General features: G+C 44.2%; 22 protein-coding genes. 17 read left to right on the top strand and 5 right to left on the bottom strand.

Going from position 1 to position 18,182, the window contains the following annotated elements:
* Positions 1-47: 47 nt before the first annotated feature.
* Positions 48-767, bottom strand: a complete 720-nt coding sequence (locus tag AC1DUD_RS06805; RefSeq protein WP_477372899.1) for a 2OG-Fe(II) oxygenase — start codon at positions 765-767, stop codon at positions 48-50.
* Positions 768-859: 92 nt separating this feature from the next.
* Here AC1DUD_RS06805 and AC1DUD_RS06800 point away from each other — a divergent pair, with 92 nt between their 5' ends.
* Both AC1DUD_RS06800 and AC1DUD_RS06795 read left to right on the top strand, forming a co-directional pair.
* Entirely contained in the window at positions 860-1,213 is a 354-nt protein-coding gene (locus AC1DUD_RS06800; protein ID WP_477372897.1) for a DUF488 domain-containing protein, read from the top strand.
* A gap of 100 nt (positions 1,214-1,313) precedes the next feature.
* Positions 1,314-2,165: a methylated-DNA--[protein]-cysteine S-methyltransferase gene (locus tag AC1DUD_RS06795; protein ID WP_477372895.1), complete on the top strand. Its 852-nt coding sequence runs from the start codon at positions 1,314-1,316 to the stop codon at positions 2,163-2,165.
* Positions 2,166-2,372: 207 nt separating this feature from the next.
* On the opposite strand, the gene AC1DUD_RS06790 is transcribed toward AC1DUD_RS06795, so the two are convergent.
* Positions 2,373-2,858 (bottom strand): nuclear transport factor 2 family protein, encoded by a 486-nt coding sequence (locus AC1DUD_RS06790; protein ID WP_477372893.1) that lies wholly within the window; start codon positions 2,856-2,858, stop codon positions 2,373-2,375.
* Positions 2,859-3,077: 219 nt separating this feature from the next.
* On the opposite strand from AC1DUD_RS06790, the gene AC1DUD_RS06785 reads away from it, so the two are divergent.
* From AC1DUD_RS06785 to AC1DUD_RS06770, 4 genes are all read left to right on the top strand, one after another.
* Positions 3,078-3,494 carry a hypothetical protein gene (locus AC1DUD_RS06785; RefSeq protein WP_477372891.1) on the top strand — a complete coding sequence of 139 codons (417 nt, stop codon included), beginning with the start codon at positions 3,078-3,080 and terminating at the stop codon, positions 3,492-3,494.
* A 53-nt stretch (positions 3,495-3,547) separates the two neighbouring features.
* Positions 3,548-4,141, top strand: a complete 594-nt coding sequence (locus tag AC1DUD_RS06780; RefSeq protein WP_090533063.1) for a penicillin-binding protein activator LpoB — start codon at positions 3,548-3,550, stop codon at positions 4,139-4,141.
* Between the two features lie 63 nt (positions 4,142-4,204).
* Entirely contained in the window at positions 4,205-5,629 is a 1,425-nt protein-coding gene (locus AC1DUD_RS06775; RefSeq protein WP_477372889.1) for a COG3014 family protein, read from the top strand.
* 305 nt (positions 5,630-5,934) lie between these two features.
* Positions 5,935-6,375 (top strand): N-acetyltransferase family protein, encoded by a 441-nt coding sequence (locus tag AC1DUD_RS06770; RefSeq protein ID WP_477372887.1) that lies wholly within the window; start codon positions 5,935-5,937, stop codon positions 6,373-6,375.
* On the opposite strand, the gene phnN is transcribed toward AC1DUD_RS06770, so the two are convergent.
* From phnN to AC1DUD_RS06755, 3 genes are read right to left on the bottom strand one after another with little or no spacing between them, the layout of a single operon-like run.
* Complete coding sequence (phnN, locus tag AC1DUD_RS06765; protein ID WP_477372885.1) at positions 6,372-6,929, bottom strand: phosphonate metabolism protein/1,5-bisphosphokinase (PRPP-forming) PhnN; 558 nt, start codon at positions 6,927-6,929, stop codon at positions 6,372-6,374. The two genes, AC1DUD_RS06770 and phnN, sit on opposite strands and share 4 nt — an antisense overlap.
* Entirely contained in the window at positions 6,922-7,725 is an 804-nt protein-coding gene (locus tag AC1DUD_RS06760) for a bifunctional hydroxymethylpyrimidine kinase/phosphomethylpyrimidine kinase (RefSeq protein WP_477372883.1), read from the bottom strand. The genes phnN and AC1DUD_RS06760 overlap by 8 nt, the downstream gene beginning before the upstream one ends.
* Before the next feature lie 2 nt (positions 7,726-7,727).
* Positions 7,728-8,525, bottom strand: coding sequence for an endonuclease/exonuclease/phosphatase family protein (locus AC1DUD_RS06755; protein ID WP_477372881.1), 798 nt, complete (start codon positions 8,523-8,525; stop codon positions 7,728-7,730).
* A gap of 282 nt (positions 8,526-8,807) precedes the next feature.
* Between AC1DUD_RS06755 and AC1DUD_RS06750 the strand changes: the two genes are divergently transcribed.
* The 11 genes from AC1DUD_RS06750 (at position 8,808) to AC1DUD_RS06700 (ending at position 18,182) form a co-directional block, all read left to right on the top strand.
* A complete protein-coding gene (locus tag AC1DUD_RS06750) occupies positions 8,808-9,518 on the top strand; it encodes a response regulator (RefSeq protein WP_477372879.1) in 711 nt (236 codons plus the stop codon).
* Positions 9,519-9,798: 280 nt separating this feature from the next.
* Positions 9,799-10,218: a phosphonate C-P lyase system protein PhnG gene (locus tag AC1DUD_RS06745; protein ID WP_477372877.1), complete on the top strand. Its 420-nt coding sequence runs from the start codon at positions 9,799-9,801 to the stop codon at positions 10,216-10,218.
* A 1-nt stretch (position 10,219) separates the two neighbouring features.
* Positions 10,220-10,828 carry a phosphonate C-P lyase system protein PhnH gene (gene phnH / locus AC1DUD_RS06740; protein WP_477372875.1) on the top strand — a complete coding sequence of 203 codons (609 nt, stop codon included), beginning with the start codon at positions 10,220-10,222 and terminating at the stop codon, positions 10,826-10,828.
* A 3-nt stretch (positions 10,829-10,831) separates the two neighbouring features.
* Complete coding sequence (locus AC1DUD_RS06735) at positions 10,832-11,962, top strand: carbon-phosphorus lyase complex subunit PhnI (RefSeq protein WP_477372873.1); 1,131 nt, start codon at positions 10,832-10,834, stop codon at positions 11,960-11,962.
* An 11-nt stretch (positions 11,963-11,973) separates the two neighbouring features.
* On the top strand, positions 11,974-12,879 hold the full coding sequence (locus AC1DUD_RS06730) for an alpha-D-ribose 1-methylphosphonate 5-phosphate C-P-lyase PhnJ (protein WP_121230232.1): 906 nt from the start codon (positions 11,974-11,976) through the stop codon (positions 12,877-12,879).
* On the top strand, positions 12,869-13,717 hold the full coding sequence (locus tag AC1DUD_RS06725; protein ID WP_477372870.1) for an ATP-binding cassette domain-containing protein: 849 nt from the start codon (positions 12,869-12,871) through the stop codon (positions 13,715-13,717). Before AC1DUD_RS06730 ends, AC1DUD_RS06725 begins: the two co-directional genes overlap by 11 nt.
* Positions 13,718-13,746: 29 nt before the next feature.
* Positions 13,747-14,460: a phosphonate C-P lyase system protein PhnL gene (locus AC1DUD_RS06720; RefSeq protein ID WP_477372868.1), complete on the top strand. Its 714-nt coding sequence runs from the start codon at positions 13,747-13,749 to the stop codon at positions 14,458-14,460.
* 121 nt (positions 14,461-14,581) lie between these two features.
* Positions 14,582-15,799, top strand: coding sequence for an alpha-D-ribose 1-methylphosphonate 5-triphosphate diphosphatase (locus AC1DUD_RS06715; protein WP_477372866.1), 1,218 nt, complete (start codon positions 14,582-14,584; stop codon positions 15,797-15,799).
* Entirely contained in the window at positions 15,789-16,595 is an 807-nt protein-coding gene (locus tag AC1DUD_RS06710; protein ID WP_477372864.1) for a hypothetical protein, read from the top strand. Before AC1DUD_RS06715 ends, AC1DUD_RS06710 begins: the two co-directional genes overlap by 11 nt.
* A 15-nt stretch (positions 16,596-16,610) precedes the next feature.
* Positions 16,611-17,258: an LbetaH domain-containing protein gene (locus AC1DUD_RS06705; protein ID WP_477372862.1), complete on the top strand. Its 648-nt coding sequence runs from the start codon at positions 16,611-16,613 to the stop codon at positions 17,256-17,258.
* Positions 17,259-17,267: 9 nt separating this feature from the next.
* Complete coding sequence (locus AC1DUD_RS06700) at positions 17,268-18,182, top strand: phosphate/phosphite/phosphonate ABC transporter substrate-binding protein (protein ID WP_477372860.1); 915 nt, start codon at positions 17,268-17,270, stop codon at positions 18,180-18,182.

Here is an 18,182-nt window from a genome sequence, read left to right as displayed (position 1 = left end):
GTTTTACAGTATTCTCAACAATAATAGCTAAAGCTACATCAATCTGTTTAAGAAAGTGCATCATGAAATATAATGCCAAGGCTATGCCGTTTGCCACTGTGCACCGGGCTTACGCCATGCTTCATATTCACCCTGTAATAACCTTTGCTGCCTTTTACCGGCCTATAGTTTGTGGTAAATAGAACCATATCGCCCATGTCAGGATTAAGTACATTTACTTTCGATTGCGCCCGCGGGATCTGTTCTGTGATCACAAACTCTCCGCCGGTGTAGTCGCTGTTATGCTGATCGAGCATGAAAACCATTTGTATAGGAAAATATACTTCGCCATAAAGGTCCTGATGCAGAGTGTTAAACCCGCCCTCGGTATATTGCAATATCAGGGCTGTAGGTTTGGTTTGTCCGGCGTCATGGCTTAATTGTTTCATTTCTTCGTGGGTATCCGGAAATTGTTTATCAATCCTGAGTTCTGCCATCCATTTATTTGCGATAGGAGCTATGTTTGGGTAAACCGTTTCCCTTAAATCGGTTATTATGGCAGGCAGCGGGTATTTATAATATTTATATTCGCCGTAACCAAACCTGTAGCGTTCCATGTTAACGGTTTTCCGGTATTCGTCTGCATCATAATTGCTGATCAATGTATCGCAGTCTCGTTCACTTAAAACCTGTTTAACAATGGCAAAACCCTTATTATGTAATGTTTGGTTGATCTGGTCCCAGTTTAGGTTTTTGATGCGATCTTTAAGTGTTTGTTCCGAAGTCATTTTGTTATTTTGAATAGTTTCAAAATTATACTTGTGGCGACCGGCATGCAATCCGATTCTTGCGGAGTTTTAAACCTTAATAAATACATACAATGGATCTCAAAATTAAACGTGTTTATGAGCCTTACGCCGAAGACGACGGCACCCGGATTTTGGTGGACCGCCTTTGGCCCCGGGGCATAAAAAAAGAGGATGCCCATATCGACAAGTGGTTTAAAGAAATTGCGCCATCCAACGAGTTAAGGAAATGGTATAACCATGAGCCGGAAAAGTTTGAAGCGTTTAGCCAAAAATATTACGCCGAAATTGATAAAACTAAGGCATTGCCTGAACTGCTTGACTATATAAAACAGCATAAAACAGTGACGCTGGTGTTTTCTTCAAAGGAGTTGGCATTAAACAATGCTGTGGTATTAAAAACTATAATTGATGATCATATTGCATAGCAACTCCGCAAGAATCGGATTGTTGAGGGTTGTTTGGGATGGTAATTTTGTGTTATAAAAGAATAAAAACACAATTGAATTTATTTAATAATAAGACATTATGAAAACCCAGCAAGAATTAGATTATACCCGCATAGCCGACGCAATAGGCTTTTTCCGGGAAAACTTTAAGGCACAACCTAAACTGGAAGAAGTGGCGGAACATGTAAACTTAAGCCCCTTCCATTTTCAGCGGATGTTTAAGGATTGGGCGGGGGTAACCCCTAAGCAGTTCCTGCAATATTTAAGTGTGGAACATGCCAAGGAAATATTGAAACAGGAGGATGCCAATGTTTTCAATACCGCACTGGAAACCGGTCTTTCGGGTGGTGGCAGGTTGCATGACCTGTTTATTAAGGTAGAAGGTATGACACCCGGCGAGTATCGAAATGGAGGTGCTTTGCTGCAGATCAATTATTCATTTGCCGATACCCCCTTTGGAAAGGTCATTGTAGCATCAACCGCTAAAGGAATTTGCCACATGGCTTTTGTTGACGAAGGCGAAGAAAAAGCTTTGGAACAACTGAAGATAAGTTTCCCCAATGCCATATACAACCAGTTGGTTGATAGGTTTCAGCAAAATGCCCTGTTTATTTTCACCCAGGACTGGAGCCGCCTGGATGAGGTCAAGCTGCATTTAAAGGGAACCGATTTCCAGATCAAAGTATGGGAAACACTCTTAAAAGTACCTGCCGGAGGCTTGACCACTTATGCCTCACTCGCCAAAAAAGCCGGTAACCAAAACGCTTACCGTGCGGTGGGAACAGCAGTGGGCAGCAATCCCGTAGCATTCCTGATCCCATGCCACCGCGTAATTAAATCAACCGGTGAAATTGGCCAATACCATTGGGGAAGTACCCGCAAAAATGTAATAATAGGTTGGGAAGCCGCTTTGAAGGAGCGGGTTGAATAAGTTTTTTGAGGATGGGGATGTGCGATTCTTTTAAAAAAATGTCATTTCGAATCCTTGAAGGGCCGGGAATAGCGGGGTAAGGATGAGAAATCTTATACGATACGCAGGGCGACTCTACTGGGCGTACAAGATTTCTCTTTCGCTCCCATCCCTTATACCCTCCCATGCTCTATCGAAATGACATTTTTTTGTTGAGGTTCCAATAAATCAATGCCCCACACTCACCACCCTCGTTACCTTCCACTGCCCATCCTTATACTGCCAAACATGTACAAACTTCATCAAACCGATAACCTGTTTTCCGTTTTCAGTATGGGTAAAACGGTGGGTGCCCATTTCAATAGCGCCGAAGCCGGGCATGGGGTAAACCTCAAGGGTTTCTTTAAGTAAATCGCGGCGCAGGTCGGCAGTCTGTTTGTTTTCAAAGATGCCCTTAAAACCCGTCATGGTTGCGTCATAGCCAGTTATACCCTTGCCATCGTTGTAAAATTCAACATCTGTGGCAAACAGTGTTTTCATTACATCCAAATTACGGCTATTAAAGGCATTAAACATTACACTATCCATATGCGCAATGGTATTATACAGTTGCTGATCTTTCGGCCTAAAAGAGGTTGTTTGAGCATTTGCAGCAAAGGCAAACAGCATGGCTGCAATGCCTGTTATAAGTATGGTATAGGTTGATCTTTTCATGATCTTAAATGTATTAAAATATATCATGATGACGCGCCATCATGACTTATGGTGACAGTAATAATAACCATTTGTATAGTTAAAAAAGGTGTAAGGCCCTCCCGCAATTCATAATTAAGTAAAAAAGTTCCCGATTAACATAATTTAACGGTTTATGCTGAATGCCAGTGTAATATTTGGAGTGCATTTTACGTAACTTTACTTATTAAATTAAGCGCGATGAAAAAGAATATCTTCATTATGGCCTTGATGCTTTTAGGCGGTTTGTTTAGCGGCACCGTAAAAGCCCAGCAAACTGCATCATTGGTTGCAGATCAAAATCCCCGTTACATGGAAAGCATGGCAAAGTATCTCAGGAGTGCTGATACCCTGAACAGCCTGCACGGTACAACCATACAAAATACTTATAAAGCGTACGACTGGTACGAAGCCAAATTGGAACGCCGTCGTCAAAACCGCGAATGGCGGCATGAGGAACGCATGAACGGATACTACGATTACTCGCCTTCATGGGGTTTATATGGTGGTTATTCTTATTCACCATTTTTAAACTATGGCTGGGGTAACCGTTGGGGCGGCAATTATGGTGGCCGCTGGGGAGGCCGCACCAGCATTGGTGTCGGTTTTGGCTGGTAACAAATTGAGCAGCATTCAATCTAACATATCATAATTTATAATATATACTACAGATGAAATTTAACAGGATTTTAACAGTTGCTGCAATAGCAGTTTCCGGGATTTTTATAGCCTCATGTTCAAGGCAGGTTACACGCGTTAGCACCGATCAAACTATTGATGTTAGCGGCAACTGGAATAACAGTGATGCACGAATGGCTGCCGACGAGCTTACCGGCAAAATTTTGGGTGCTAACTGGATCGATACTCACCTTAACGAACATCAGGGTAAACGCCCGGTGGTTATAGTTGGCTTTGTTCAAAATAAAAGCCACGAGCATATTGATGCCGAAACATTCTTAACTGATATTGAAAGCTCATTCATCCAATCGCAAAAAGTACGTTTGGTGCAGGGCGGAAAAAAACGTGATGAATTGCGCGCCGAAAAAGCCGATCAGCAAACAAATGCCACTGTATCAAGCATGAAGAAATTCGGCCTGGAAAATGGTGCCGATTACATACTGCAAGGATCAATCAATTCAATTGTTGATTCGCACAAACGTCAAAAAGTTGTTTACTACCAGGTAAATCTGGAGCTTACCAACATTCAAACAAATGAAGTGGTTTGGATAGGCGAAAAGAAAATTGCCAAATACGTTAAAAACTAAAGCTGGTAAACATCATTGCCCTGAACCCGTTACGTCTGTGTTCGGGGCAGTTTGCATTTAATAATGGTCAACTTACGTTCGCATATTCTCCGGGTATTTTCTTTTATCGGGCTGATGCTTTTTTTATCGGCATGTTCCACCTATAATCAAAGTGTTGCGCCTTATTATAAAAACGTATCTGCCGGGAACTATCCCCAGGCCGAGAAGGAGCTTGATAAAAACAGCCTCATTCAGGCACCCCGAAATAAACTTCTGTACCTGATGGAGAAGGGGAGGATTTGCCATTTAAAAGGCGAATACGAAAACAGCAATACCTACTTTAACCAGGCCGATCAGTTACTTGACGAAGGTTTGACCAGCGCATCTGATGCTGCGGTTGGTGTTTTGTTGAACTCTGCATCACAAAAATACAAAGGCGAGGATTTTGAAAAGTTCATGATCCACTATTATAAAGCGCTTAACTATTTGTACCTGAATAAAACCGAGGATGCCATTGTAGAGGCCCGTCGGATCACCTTGCAGGCCCAGGAGCAGGGTGATAAATACAACAATAAAGATAGCCGTTATTCAAACGATGCGTTTTCGCTGACACTGCAGGGCATGTTGTATGAAAGCAACAACGATGTAAATAACGCATTTATATCATACCGGAACGCAGCTGAGATTTATCTTAAAAGTCCTGATAAAACTTATTACGGCACTCCAATGCCTGTAGGGTTAGAGGAAGATGTGATCCGTACAGCAAAGCTGAACGGGTTTACAACAGAAGCTGATCAGTTTGAAACAACCTTTGGCATTAAATACGAGCCTGTAAAACCATCGGAAGGCGGAGAGTTGATATTTTTTTGGGAGAATGGCCTTGCGCCGGTAAAAACGCAGGTCGACCTGTTTTTTAGCCTGATCCGTAACAGCAACGGCGATCTGTTTTTCAGCGATGCAGCCGGAGGCATAGTGGTTCCGTTTAATTATGATGGAGATAGGAACAGGGTAAACACCAAATCGGTTGAAAGCCTTCGCGTAGCTTTTCCTAAGTACGTTGCACAAACACCCTATTATTCAAGCGCGAGTATTTCTGTAAACAATCAGGATGAATCGTTGGTAAAGACCGAAGATATTAATGAACTGGCATTTAAAACCCTGCAGCAACGAACCTTAAAAGAAATGGGCGGGATCCTGTCGCGCCTTGCGGTGAAAAAAATAGCCGAGTATTCAATACGTGCCGCAGCAAAAAGCGATGGTAAAACCAACGGACTGCTGGAGGGCCTTGGCTATGGCATTCAGCTTTACAGTCTGCTATCCGAAAAAGCCGATACCCGTAACTGGCAAAGTTTACCTGCCTATATTTCCTATGCCCGCATTCCTTTACAAAAAGGAGATAACCAGGTACGCATCACCCTTAAAAACGCACAAGGCGCAACCGAAACTAAAACTATAAGTGTACAGGGTACCGGAAGATTGCAGTTTTATAATTACGCCACCTTAAGATAAGTAGCGACAACTGTCAGAAAATCTATATAAATAAAAAAGCCACTTGCTGTTTAGGCAGATGGCTAAATTATATAATAGGGTTTAGGTTAAATATTTACCCTTTTTTAAGCTTCGTTTTGTTTTTTATAAACATACGTTTAATGCCACCTTTCAGAAATACCCACTTTTAGGTATATTTTATCACCATATTCCCAATTATTTCTTACAGCTTGCTAATAAATGGCTAATAATTAAAACGGAGTTTTGTTCTGCTACTTTTGTGTTCAGCTTATTGAAGCAATAGTAGTTTTTCATCACCATATCAAATGTTAAACCAGGTAATATTAAGGGATGCCCAGGAGGGCGATATTGAAACTATAGCCGCGCTCATGACCGATTTGAGCTATCCAACCACAGTGGCCGAAATGCAGGCTCGCATGAAGCCAATACTGATCCACCACGATTATAAAACAATTTTAGCTGTTTATAACGACGAAATAGTAGGCATGGCGGGCCTGGTAAAAGGCAATTATTATGAAAAGAATGGCAAATATCTCCGCGTACTTGCCTTTGTGGTGAAGCAAACTGTACGTAACCTTGGCATCGGTAAAATACTGATCAAAGCCTGTGAGGATTACGCCGTTGAAAAAGGCCTGAACACAGTGATCATCAACAGTGGCAACCGCGACGACAGGAAAGTTGCCCATGCCTTTTATCAAAAAATGGGTTATGTGATCCGGTCATCAGGATTTGTAAAACAGGTTTAAGCCAGTTGCTTTTCTGTTATCGAAATCAGGTTTACCAGTTCGCTCCCTGCAATTTCAACTGCGCCGTCGTTTTGTATTTCGATACAGTTTTCAAGGTTGGTATTGATCTCGGCAGTACGGGCAATACGTTTGGCTATTTCCTCAGCATCTTCACGCCCGCGAACGGCCAACCGCTGAGCAATAATCTCCGTACTGGCAGTTATTAAAACCACTTTCAAATCCGGGTAAAGTCGTTGCGCAACAGGCAGGTATTCGCGCGAACCATTAACCACCACATTAAAGCCTTTATTGAGCCAGCTGTTTATTTCCTGGCCTATACCGTAATATTTATCATGGCTTCCCCAGCTCAAAGCGAACATGCCGGCCTTGCTTCTCAACGCAAATTCCTCATTGGTTAAACTAACATGGTTCTCATTACCAGAAAAAGGCGGGCGGGTGATATACCTGTGAGCAAATACTACATTTTCTGCTCCGTTGATCTGCTTGCGGGCGTAATTCATCAGGGTATCCTTGCCGGCTCCTGATGCGCCGATAACATAAAATAGCTTACTCATGGTTAGGGGATAAAATCTTTATTGTTGAAAGGGTCAAATCGTTTGAATTGGTGTCGATGGAGTTTTTGATCAGTTCGTAAGTTTGATCGGCAGCTGCTTTTAAGGCCGCGTCAAAGCTCATGGGGTTATAAAAATGGTTCAATATAAATGCTGCTAAAAAAGCGTCGCCGGTACCGCCGTAGTTTTTAGGCAATAAAGGATGCGAATAATTATAACACTCATCATCCTTATAATATTGTATGCCTATTGTATCATCATCGCTTTTAATGCTGGTTATTACCAGTTGCGTGTTCGGGTATTGTTTCCTGAATGTTTCGATATAAAAGATAGCAGGTTGGTTACCCTCAGGCTCATGGCTCGTAAGGATCTTTATCTCGGTAAGGTTAGGGAAAACCCAATCGGCCAGCTTAATGAGCTCGGGCCAGCGGGCTATTACATCTGCAGGTACATAGGTACGTCCGTGATCGCCGCAAACCGGGTCAACAATGATGGTTTTTATAATGGGGCGATAGGTGTTGATCATCTCCATAATAACGTCCACCTGGTCGGCCTTGCCCAAATAGCCAATGTACAAGATCAGTTCAAGCTCACGGTTTATGGCCAGGTCAAAAGAGCTCTGCAACAATTCAGCAAAGGGTACATCAAGCTTTTTGATGAGCGCCATGTTGGTGAGCCCGTTAAGCATGAGGCTTGGCACCGGCAAAATCCGTTCGCCCAAAATAGTAGTAAACGTTTTTAAGCTGGCTGTGCCGTGCACCGCAAAACTACTGATGGCTAATACATAAGGTGTTTTCACGGTTAGGGTATTACAAGTGTGGTTGTGATGCCAAAATGGTCGCTCGGGTACAGGCCACTTGTTTCATCAAGTATGTTCAACACGACTGCCGAATTGGTAAACTGCGGGTAGTTATTGCTGCCGGGCAAGGGCAAAGTAAAAATCTGGTCAACACATACCTGTTTGTTAGCCTTATAATAGGCATCGGTAAGGCTGTACCTTGGTTCGATGCCATTGCCCTCGGTATAACAATCAGCGGCCTTTGATAGCTCCCTGAAAGCCATAACCGCCTCCGAATCGGGCGTAGCATTAAAATCTCCGCAAATAATATGGTATTGATGCGCTGTGTTTTCGCTAACGAAGTCCGCAAGCGCTTCGGCCTGGGCTTTTCTCAGGCCTCTATGCTGACCCAAATGTGTAAGATGGGTAGTAGTGATTGTAAGTGTTTCGCCCGATGGAAGTGTTACATCCGCCTGGAAAGCCTTACGGTCGTTATCCTCTGGTACTACAGGTAAATCAAAGCTGCCGATTTCAGTAAGCGGGTATACAGATAATATACCCAGTCCCGACGTACTGTTAACCAGGTGGCCTTCAAACAGGCGTTTCTTGGATCGGCCGGGTAAAAAACAATAATTCATATTTAATTCCTTAGCCAAAAACTTCAGGGTATCGGCATTTGCTTCTTCGCTGTAAAAACATTCCTGGCAGGCTATAACATGGGGTTTTAAGTCTTTTAGTTGTTTGGCAAGTATGTCCATGCGCACCCGGTATTCACCATCACATTTCCATGTATTTATGGTGATAATTTTAACATTTTCCACATCAGCAATATCAGCAATCTAAATTGTACAATCAACATTCGGCAATTATTAGCTGATGATTAGTTTTTAATTAAAGTTGTCGGGTTGTACTGTTGATGGTAATAAGCTCTTGAAAGAAATTCCCGGCGATCATAAAATATTAGTGAATGGTTAGTAGATGGTTTGTTTTGTGTTGTGTGTGGTTTAATTTAACAGTAAATCAACCGTTTATTATTAGGATTTAACAATGGGCTAATCTTTTATTCAACTATGTTAGGTAATATCGTATGGTAAAAATGTAGTATGAAGAAACACAGGCTCGTTATTATCGATGATCATTATGATATCCTTGAAATCCTGAAACATAACATGGTGCAGGAAGGGTATGAGGTGAAAATGTTTTTCAATGCGGTTGATGCCCTCAAGTATATCAATGCCGATAATACCGACCTGCTGGTTACCGACTGGATGCTGCCAGAAATGGATGGACTGGAGCTTTGCCGTAACCTTAAAATGAGCCCTTCCACCCGCGATATCCCCTTGGTGATGCTTACCGGAAAAAACGACGAGATAGATGCCGTAACCGCTCTTGAAGTAGGCGCCGAAGATTATGTAACCAAACCCATCCGTATGCGCGAGCTGATGAGCCGGGTAAAAAAGATTCTGCGCCGCAAAAGCTCAGAAGATGTTGTCAGCACCCGTAAAGAGGTAAAAGAAACGATAGAATGCGGTGTGCTCCGCATGAACCTGGTGAGCTATAAAGTATATATAAATAATGAACTGCTTGAACTTACCATCGGCGAGTTTAAACTGCTCGAACTGCTGGCCAAACAGCCCGGCAAAGTATTTTCCCGGAACCAGATCATTGAACGGATCAATGGCTCACAATACTTTGCTACCGAACGCTCCATTGATGTGCAGATTGCCGGCTTACGTAAAAAGTTAGGTGAATATAAGGATGCTGTGGAAACTGTAAGATCGGTAGGGTATAGGTTTAATGAGCGGTTTGTGTGAGCCTGAACCTTGATTTTTAGGATTTGAAGATTACCATGAACTTTTCCCTGGCGGCCGTGTCCCTCACGGCCGCATGCCCGCGTTTGTCTGAACTCGAATTAAACGAATTAAGGAATTAACAGAATGCCAGGCAAATTCGATAAATTCTAATAATTCGTTTAATTCGAGTTCAGACAACGGGATCGCCGGCGGGGCTAACAATCCCCTAACAAAACAATATCCCTTCCCTAATTATTCCCAAATAATTGCGGGCTAATTTTGATTCAAATCATTAAGCCCGATGGAAGAACAGGATTTTATATTATGCGAGTGCGAACTGGAACCGCTCAGGGATTTCGTAGCCTCCATTGAAGGTAATTTTGAAATAACAATTGCCAAAGCCCCCTCAACCTGCATGACCATGATCCAGGCCGAAGACTCGGTTGAGTTCCAGGATTTTTATTTAGGCGAAGCTCTTACTACAGAATGTGAGGTTATAGTTAACGGACAGCGTGGCTATGGCATTTGCCTTGGCGATGAGCCTGTACGAGGCTATTGTATTGCTTTTATTGATGCCTTAACCCAATTGCCGGGTGCCGACTTAGAGGCAGTTGAAGCTTTTTTAAACGAACAATACCAACTGATAAAAAGAGCCGAGCAGTTAGAGTATAACCAGATCATGCGCACCCGCGTTGATTTTAAACTGATGGAACAGGAATAATATGCAAACTGAATTACATTACGATACCGTTTTTGACGCGCAGCAGCATTTCAGGTTGTTGCTTGATAGCATGTCGCGCCCGGGGAAGATCAATACTTTTCCTGCTATGGAGATCCTGCCGCCGGTAGGTTTAAACCAGGCATCGGCGCTTACAGGTTTCGCCTTGCTTAATGCTGATACTACTTATTATATAGCAGGGTATAACAGTGCTGATATTGCACAGTATTTTCTGGTAAATACCGCATCGCAACAAGCCGGCATTGATACTGCCGAATATATTTTTCTGCCCGAAAACCATGACGGCAGGGGTTTGGAAAAAGCCCGTGTTGGTACGCCGGTTTACCCGGAAGACAGTGCTACATTAATAGCAACGGCCGAACTTATCAGCGAACGAGCTATTGAAGGCGGCCTGGGCATTACCCTTAAAGGCCCAGGCGTTAACGGTGAGGCACAGGTTTTTGTAAGCGGGATCAACCCGGCCCTGCTTGATTACTTAAAAGAACAAAACGTTGAATATCCTTTAGGTATTGATTTGATCATTACCGACAGGCATAATAACCTGCTGTGCGTTCCACGCAGTAACGCGTTTACTTACACTAAAATTAATTAAACCATGGGATACGTAGCAGTAAAGGGCGGCACCGAAGCCATCCACAACGCAAGCGAGCTGGCTGAGTTTTACCGTGTAAAAGGTGATACAACCCCTATTGATATAAAACAGATTCGTGCGCAAATGCGCCTGGCTATTGATAAGGTAATGGGCGAGGGCGGTATTTACGCCCCCGAGTATGCCGCCATAGCCCTGAAACAGGCCGAAGGTGATGTGTACGAAGCCGCCTTTATATTGAGGGCTTTCCGTACCACATTGCAGCGCAACTATTATTCGCAGGTGATCAATACCCGAGAGATGTTTGTTAAACGCAAGATCTCGGCATCGTTCCGTGAAATTCCGGGCGGGCAGATCCTTGGCCCTACAAGGGATTATACCCAGCGTACCCTTGATACCGCGAAGGCAACTGAAGCAGGTATCGACATAAAAACATTTTTAGATGGCTTTGATGCAAAAATTGATCCTGAAAAACTGGAAGGCATCAGCACATTTGGTAAAGTGATAGATCTGCTGCAGCAGGAAGGCCTGCTGGCTCCGGTTGATCCAACAGAAGACCGCAGTCTTATTGATATTACCCGGGAGGCTATCAAATTCCCTGCGCCCCGCTCGGCAAGGTTACAGATGATGGCCCGTGCGGAAACCGGCGGATTGATGGCATTGGGTTATAGCAGCCAGCGCGGTTTTGGTGCAGTACACCCAACCGTAGGCGAGCTTCGCTATGGTACTGTACCGGTACGCGTAAAAGATGCCAGCGGCCGCAACCGGTACATAGGTAAAATTGAGGTTACCGAAAACGAAATGATTACAGGCAGTAAGGCTGCTAAAAAAGGCACGCCGCCATATTTTACCATTGGTTACGGCTTATGCTTTGGCCATAACGAAACCAAGGTGATTTGTATGAGCACACTGGATACTGCCATGCGCCGCCCGGAAATGGGAGCCCCTGCCAACGATCAGGAGTTTGTACTATACCACACCGAAGGTGTTGAGGCTATGGGTTTCACTAACCACCTAAAGTTGCCTCACTATGTTACTTTCCAATCAAGCCTGAGCAATACCCGCGCGGCAGTTGAGCGGAGCAATCAAAATAATAAAGAGGTTGAACAGCAAATGATCCAGATGGCATCGGTTTAAAGTACCCTATCATGATTGAAAATACCAAGTATACCAACAAATACAATTTTGCCTTTATTGATGAGGCTACCAAAAAGGAGATCCGCCGTAAGCTGCTGAAGGCTGTGGCAATCCCCGGTCACCAGGTGCCGTATTCATCACCCGAAATGCCGATCTCGCGCGGCTGGGGTACAGGAGGTTTGCACATTACACTGGCAGTTATCGGTAAAGAAGATGTGTTCAAGATCATTGACCAGGGCAGCGATGCCAGCGTTAATGCCTGTAACCTGCGTGAGTTTGTAAACGGAATGACCGGATGCAAAACCACTTTTGACACTGCCGAAGCTACGCTAATCCAAACCCGCCACCGCATTACTGAAGAAGAACTGACCGATAAGCAGATCATCGTTTTCCAGGTGCCATTGCCCGAGCCTTTACGCATGGTTGAGCGCTACGAATACAAAACCCTGCAAATGCATGCCGAGGCCGATTATGCCAAAATGTATGTATCACTTTATGAATCATACGTGCGCCACGGTGCTATTATGCAGGGTGCAGGTTACCCGGTAATGGTAAATGGCAGGTATATCATGTCACCATCGCCTATACCGCGCTGGGACACTCCTAATTTGAATCAGGCACAAACGTTGTTTTTGTTTGGTGCCGGTCGCGAAAAACGCCTTTATGCTGTACCTCCGTTTACCGATGTTGAGCCGCTGGAGTTTGAGGATGTGAACTTTGAGATAGAGGATTTCAGCAAAAGCGAGTGCTATAAAACTGGTTACAGAAGGGCTTTCCTTGACGAGATCTACTCGGACGAGGGCGAGCGGAAATTTGTGATCAGCGACAGCAATTTCCTGGACAAAAAGAGCGAAAAGCAGGAAACCCATCAATACAGCAATAAATACATAGACCAACTGCAAGAATATGGCCTTTAACGAGGATAACTGGTTGCTGCGCGTGCGCAACCTCACCAAAATATATGGCGAACCAAACGACAGGACTCTAACTTCAACCGGTCCGGAGTTTGGTTCCAACATCTGCCCCGAAACAGAAAGCATCGTTGCCTGCGCCAATATCAGTTTTGACCTTTATCCAGGCGAAGTGCTGGGTATTGTAGGCGAAAGCGGATCGGGCAAAAGCACGGTAGTTAAAATGCTGTACTTCGACCTGGAAAAAACTTTCGGTTCTGCCTGGCTCAAACCTTATAACGATGGCTTGCTTGATATCCTCGAAGAATCAAACCAGCGCAAACGTTATATCCGTAACAACCTGATGGGTATGGTATACCAAAACCCTCGCGATGGGCTAAACTTCGGTTTTTCATCGGGAGGTAATATCGCCGAAAAGCTGATCATGGCCGGGCAAATGAACGTAGCCAACATCCGTGAAAGAGCTTCAGACCTGCTTAACAAAACCGAAGTGCCCGTGCAGCGAATGGATAACCGCCCCAGTACTTTTAGCGGTGGCATGCAGCAAAGGGTACAAATTTCCAAAGCCATCGCCAATAATCCGCCTTTATTGTTTTTGGATGAGGTAACTACGGGGTTGGATGTTTCTGTACAGGCCAAAGTACTTGATCTGATCCGCGAGCTGCAAACTGATTTAGGCATTGCCATGATCGTGGTATCGCATGATCTATCGGTCATCCGCATGCTTACCGATAGGGTAATGGTGATGAAAAACGGCCGTATAGTTGAAAGCGGTTTAACCGACCAGATTCTGCAGGATCCGCAGCATGAATATTCACAGCTGTTAGTAAGTTCCCTGTTGTAAATGAAATTTTTAGATCATCTATTTAATTAATGATGAATATATTAGAAGTAAATGACCTGAGCAAGGTGTTTAACCTGCATATCCTCAATAATAAAAAAATTGAGGCCCTTACCGATATTAATTTTACGATGCAGGAGGGCGAGATCATCGGGCTTACCGGTAAATCGGGTTCGGGTAAATCAAGTTTGATGAAGTGCATTTACCGCACGTACCTGGCATCAACAGGTGAAATCATTTATACTTCAAAAGATGGTCAGCTTGATTTGGTGAAAGCCGATGACCACCGCGTTATCGAGCTGCGTAAAACCGAGATCAATTATTGCTCGCAGTTTTTAAGTGTAATACCAAGGGTTACCGCCGTTGATGTGGTTTGCGAAAACCTTTTCAGGATAGAAAAAGATAAACAGGTTGCCCGCGATAAGGCAAAGCAAATGCTGGAAGAACTGGCCCTGCCCGGCGAACTGTTCGATGCTTTCCCGGTAACGTTCAGCGGCGGCGAACAGCAACGGATCAACGTGGCCCGCGCTATCATTGCTTCGCCAAGGTTTTTGCTGATAGATGAGCCAACAGCTTCACTTGATGCCCGCACTAAAGATGTAGTGATTGATATGATCCTGGGGTTGAAGCAAAACGGCACTTCGGTGCTATGTATCTCACACGATGAGTATACGCTGGAAAGACTTTGCGACAGGCGGATCGATCTGCAGTTTGGCAGGATCAATGAAGTGGAGGTTGTTGAGTGATTTAATGTGGGAGACGCATCACATGCGTCTCCCACAGGACAAGTAACAATGCAGGGCGAATTTGCATGCGGGAGACGCATGTGATGCGTCTCTACAGAAAAAAATAAAAGATAATTTAAAAATGAGATCATTCATTATCAGTAATGCCACGGTGGTAACACCATCCGAAGTGCTTCAAAACACATCGGTATTGGTTGAGCATGGTATTATTACCCATATCGCCCCTCAAATTGATGAGCAGCATGCGGAGTTTAGCATTGATGCCGATGGCGCTATCCTGATGCCGGGCATTATTGATATCCATACCGATGCTATGGATGCTGAGATCGTTCCGCGTTCGGGTGCCGATATCCCTATCAATGTGGCATTTCGCGAATTGGAGCGTAAAATGAGCGGCTGTGGCTTTACCACTGTTTATCACTCCATGCACTTGGGTTATGATATGGCCGAACTGCACTCGCGCAGTAAATATACTCGCGATGAGGTTTTTGAAACGGTTCACCGGGCTTCAAAAGGCAGTACGCTTTTAAATAACAAGATCCATTTACGGTTTGAGCTATCAGGGGTAAAAGCCTACGAAACTTGCTTCGAGCTGATGGATAAAGGTTATGTGCAGCTGCTTTCTGTAATGGACCATACTCCGGGACAAGGCCAGATCAGCAAAGAGTATTTTATAGCCTTCGCCATGAAAATGGGTAAATCTGCCGAGGAAGCTGAGCAGGCTTTCATCGATAAACTGACTATGCCCATCATTGCAGGTAAAGAACTGGAAGCCATGATTAAACATGCCCAGCAATTACACATTGCTGTAGCCTCACATGATGATGACAGCGTAGAAAAAGTTGATTACATGCGCAGTTTAGGCATCGATATCTGCGAATTTCCTATCACTATGGAAACCGCCCAGCATGCTGCCAAATTAGGAATGCATGTGGTTGGCGGCGCTTCCAATATATTAAGGGGTGGCTCACTTTCGGGCAACCTCAACATGAAGGATGCTGTATTGCAGGGCGCCGTCGATTCGCTGTGCTCTGACTATTACCCCCCAGCCATTATTCACGCTATCTTTAAGTTGTACAATGAAGAAGGCATGCCGTTGCCCGAAGCCGTAAAAATGGCTACCCTTAATCCTGCAAAGGCGGTAGGAATCAGCAATCATACCGGCAGTATCGAAACCGGTAAAGATGCCGACCTGGTCATAGTAAAGCTGCTTGATGGCATCCCGATGGTAACGCATACCATTGTAAGGGGCCACATAGTGGCACAGGCCAGCAATAAAATAAATTATAATAAGGACTATCAACCGGATAATAATTTATCACTAACCAATGAGCTATAAGCAGGCAACAGCAAGCACAATGGATTTGTCATTTGATGATTATAACCAAAGGCAGGTCTACGAAATTTCGGCAGAGCGGAATAAGGAGCGGGCCTTAGAGGCACGCCCCGCAGGTAATTTCATTTATAAAAATGATGGTTGGCAACCACTGGAATATGAGGGCTTTGCCGTAGTGTCCATGCTGGATGAAAACCCCGGTAATGAGCCGCTTGCCGCCCGGTTAACTGCCATTCAAAAAGAGCTGAGTTTAATCCTTTCGCCCCGTACTGCTTTTTACCAGCTTCCCCCTCAAAGTTTTCATCAAACAGTAGCCAATACCTTATCGGCTGATAGATTTAAGCAACAGATACTTTACGCTGGTATTGAGCAAACTTACCCATCTATCGTAGCCAAAGCTTTAAACAATATTCCATCTACCGAAGGTGAAGCGCTGATCCGCATGAAAATGGCGGGGTTAAGCATTTTTAGTACGGCTATAGGCATTTTGGGTGTTTTTGAGGATGAGGAGGATTACAATCAAATCGTGAATTTCCGGTCGGCTTTTTATGCTGATGAGCAGTTGGCCAAACTGGATGTAAAAATGACCCGCCCTTTCATCGGTCATATCACCTTAACCTATATCGAACAAAATCTCAATAAAAATCAAAAAGAACATTTAGCCAGCGTGATCAGTGAGATCAACGAAAGCCTGGCTATTGAGGATAACTACTTCAATATTGCGGTTACCGGCCTGAGGAGATACAACCACCTGGCCAATTTTATGAAGAAGGACAATTACCCTGTTCATCAATTTTAATCAAATTTTTTCGTGATGAAATATTTTGAAAACTACCCGCCGGTTACCGAACAAAAGCAAGGGCACCAGTTGGGGGAGGAGCCTTATATCCATTCTACCTGTATTGTACGCGACAGCAGTCTTGGCCCCTGGACTGCCCTTGGTGCAGGTACCTGGCTGGTTGAATCAACATTTGGCGATTATAGTTATACAGCCGGTAACGTACAAATCATTTACTCCGAAATTGGTAAATACTGTTCCATTGCCAACAGCGTGCGCATCAATCCCGGTAACCACCCGCAGTGGCGCGTTACCCAGCACCATATGACCTATCGCCGTGCCCATTATGGTTTAGGTGAAGACGATCAGGAGTTTTTTCAATGGCGACGCGATCATAAATGTACCATCGGCCATGATGTTTGGATTGGCCACGGCGCTGTAATCATGCCGGGGGTGAACATCGGTACAGGGGCAATCATTGGTTCGGGAGCCATTGTCACTAAAGATGTTGGCCCTTATGAAATAGCGGTTGGAGTAGCTGCCAAAGTGATCAAAAAGCGATTTGATGATAACACTATTGAAAAGCTGCTCGCCAGCGAATGGTGGAACTGGGACCGCGAAACCTTGGAACAAAACTTTAACGATCTGCTCAATTTAGAAGTATTCATTGATAAATACTGTTAACCACCACCTATGAAAAAACTGATCACCGCTATTGCCCTTATTGCTGTAACGGCATTTTCGGCCTGCAAAAATAAAACTGCGCTCGATAGCAACGGAATGCCCCAAACACTTACCATAGCTGTTGTACAATCGGAAGGGGTAGAGGGGATAAAACAGGTGCGTGAGCAAATGCGTGATTATCTGCAGCAAAAGCTAAAGATGCCCGTTGAGCTGATCTACAGTAACGATTACACCGGGGTTATTGAAGCTTTGAGGGCTGACAAAGCTCACATGGCCGATCTGCAGCCTTTTGCCTATGTTATTGCCACCCGTACGCTCAAGCTTAATCCGCTGGTTACGCTGGGTAACAATGGCAAACCAACTACTTATAAAAGCGTGATCATAGCCAACGCACATGGTAATATTAAAACCATGGATGATGTAAAGGCACACTCAAAAAAACTTGTTCTTGGCTTTGTTGAGCCCGCATCGGCTTCGGGCCACCTTATCCCGAGAGCGTATTTAAATTCCATCGGTTTAAATCCCGATACCGCATTTAAGCAAACCATTTTCGCCGGTAACCATCTTACTTCTGTATTGTCGGTAAAATCGGGTAAGGTAGATATCGGCTGTACTACCAACCTGATCTTCATGTTGATGACAAAAGCTAAAATGATCAACGAGGACGATATCAGGGTACTTTGGACATCAGACCCTATCGTGAGCGACCCCATAGTTGCTAAAAGTGAGCTTAATAAGGATTTGCAAAAACGGATCCAACAGGCCTACCTGGATATGAACAAAGAGCGCCCCGAAATTTTGAAGGCCTACGTAAAAATCTTTATAAAAGATACCACCAGGCGTAGTTATATGGTAGCAAACGATACCCTTTATAACGGCTTAAGGAAAATAGCAGGCAGCATTAAAAGTTTAAAAGCAAACTAA

Source organism: Mucilaginibacter sp. P4_A11, assembly GCF_056402535.1.
This window is presented reverse-complemented; position numbering and strand designations above follow the sequence as displayed.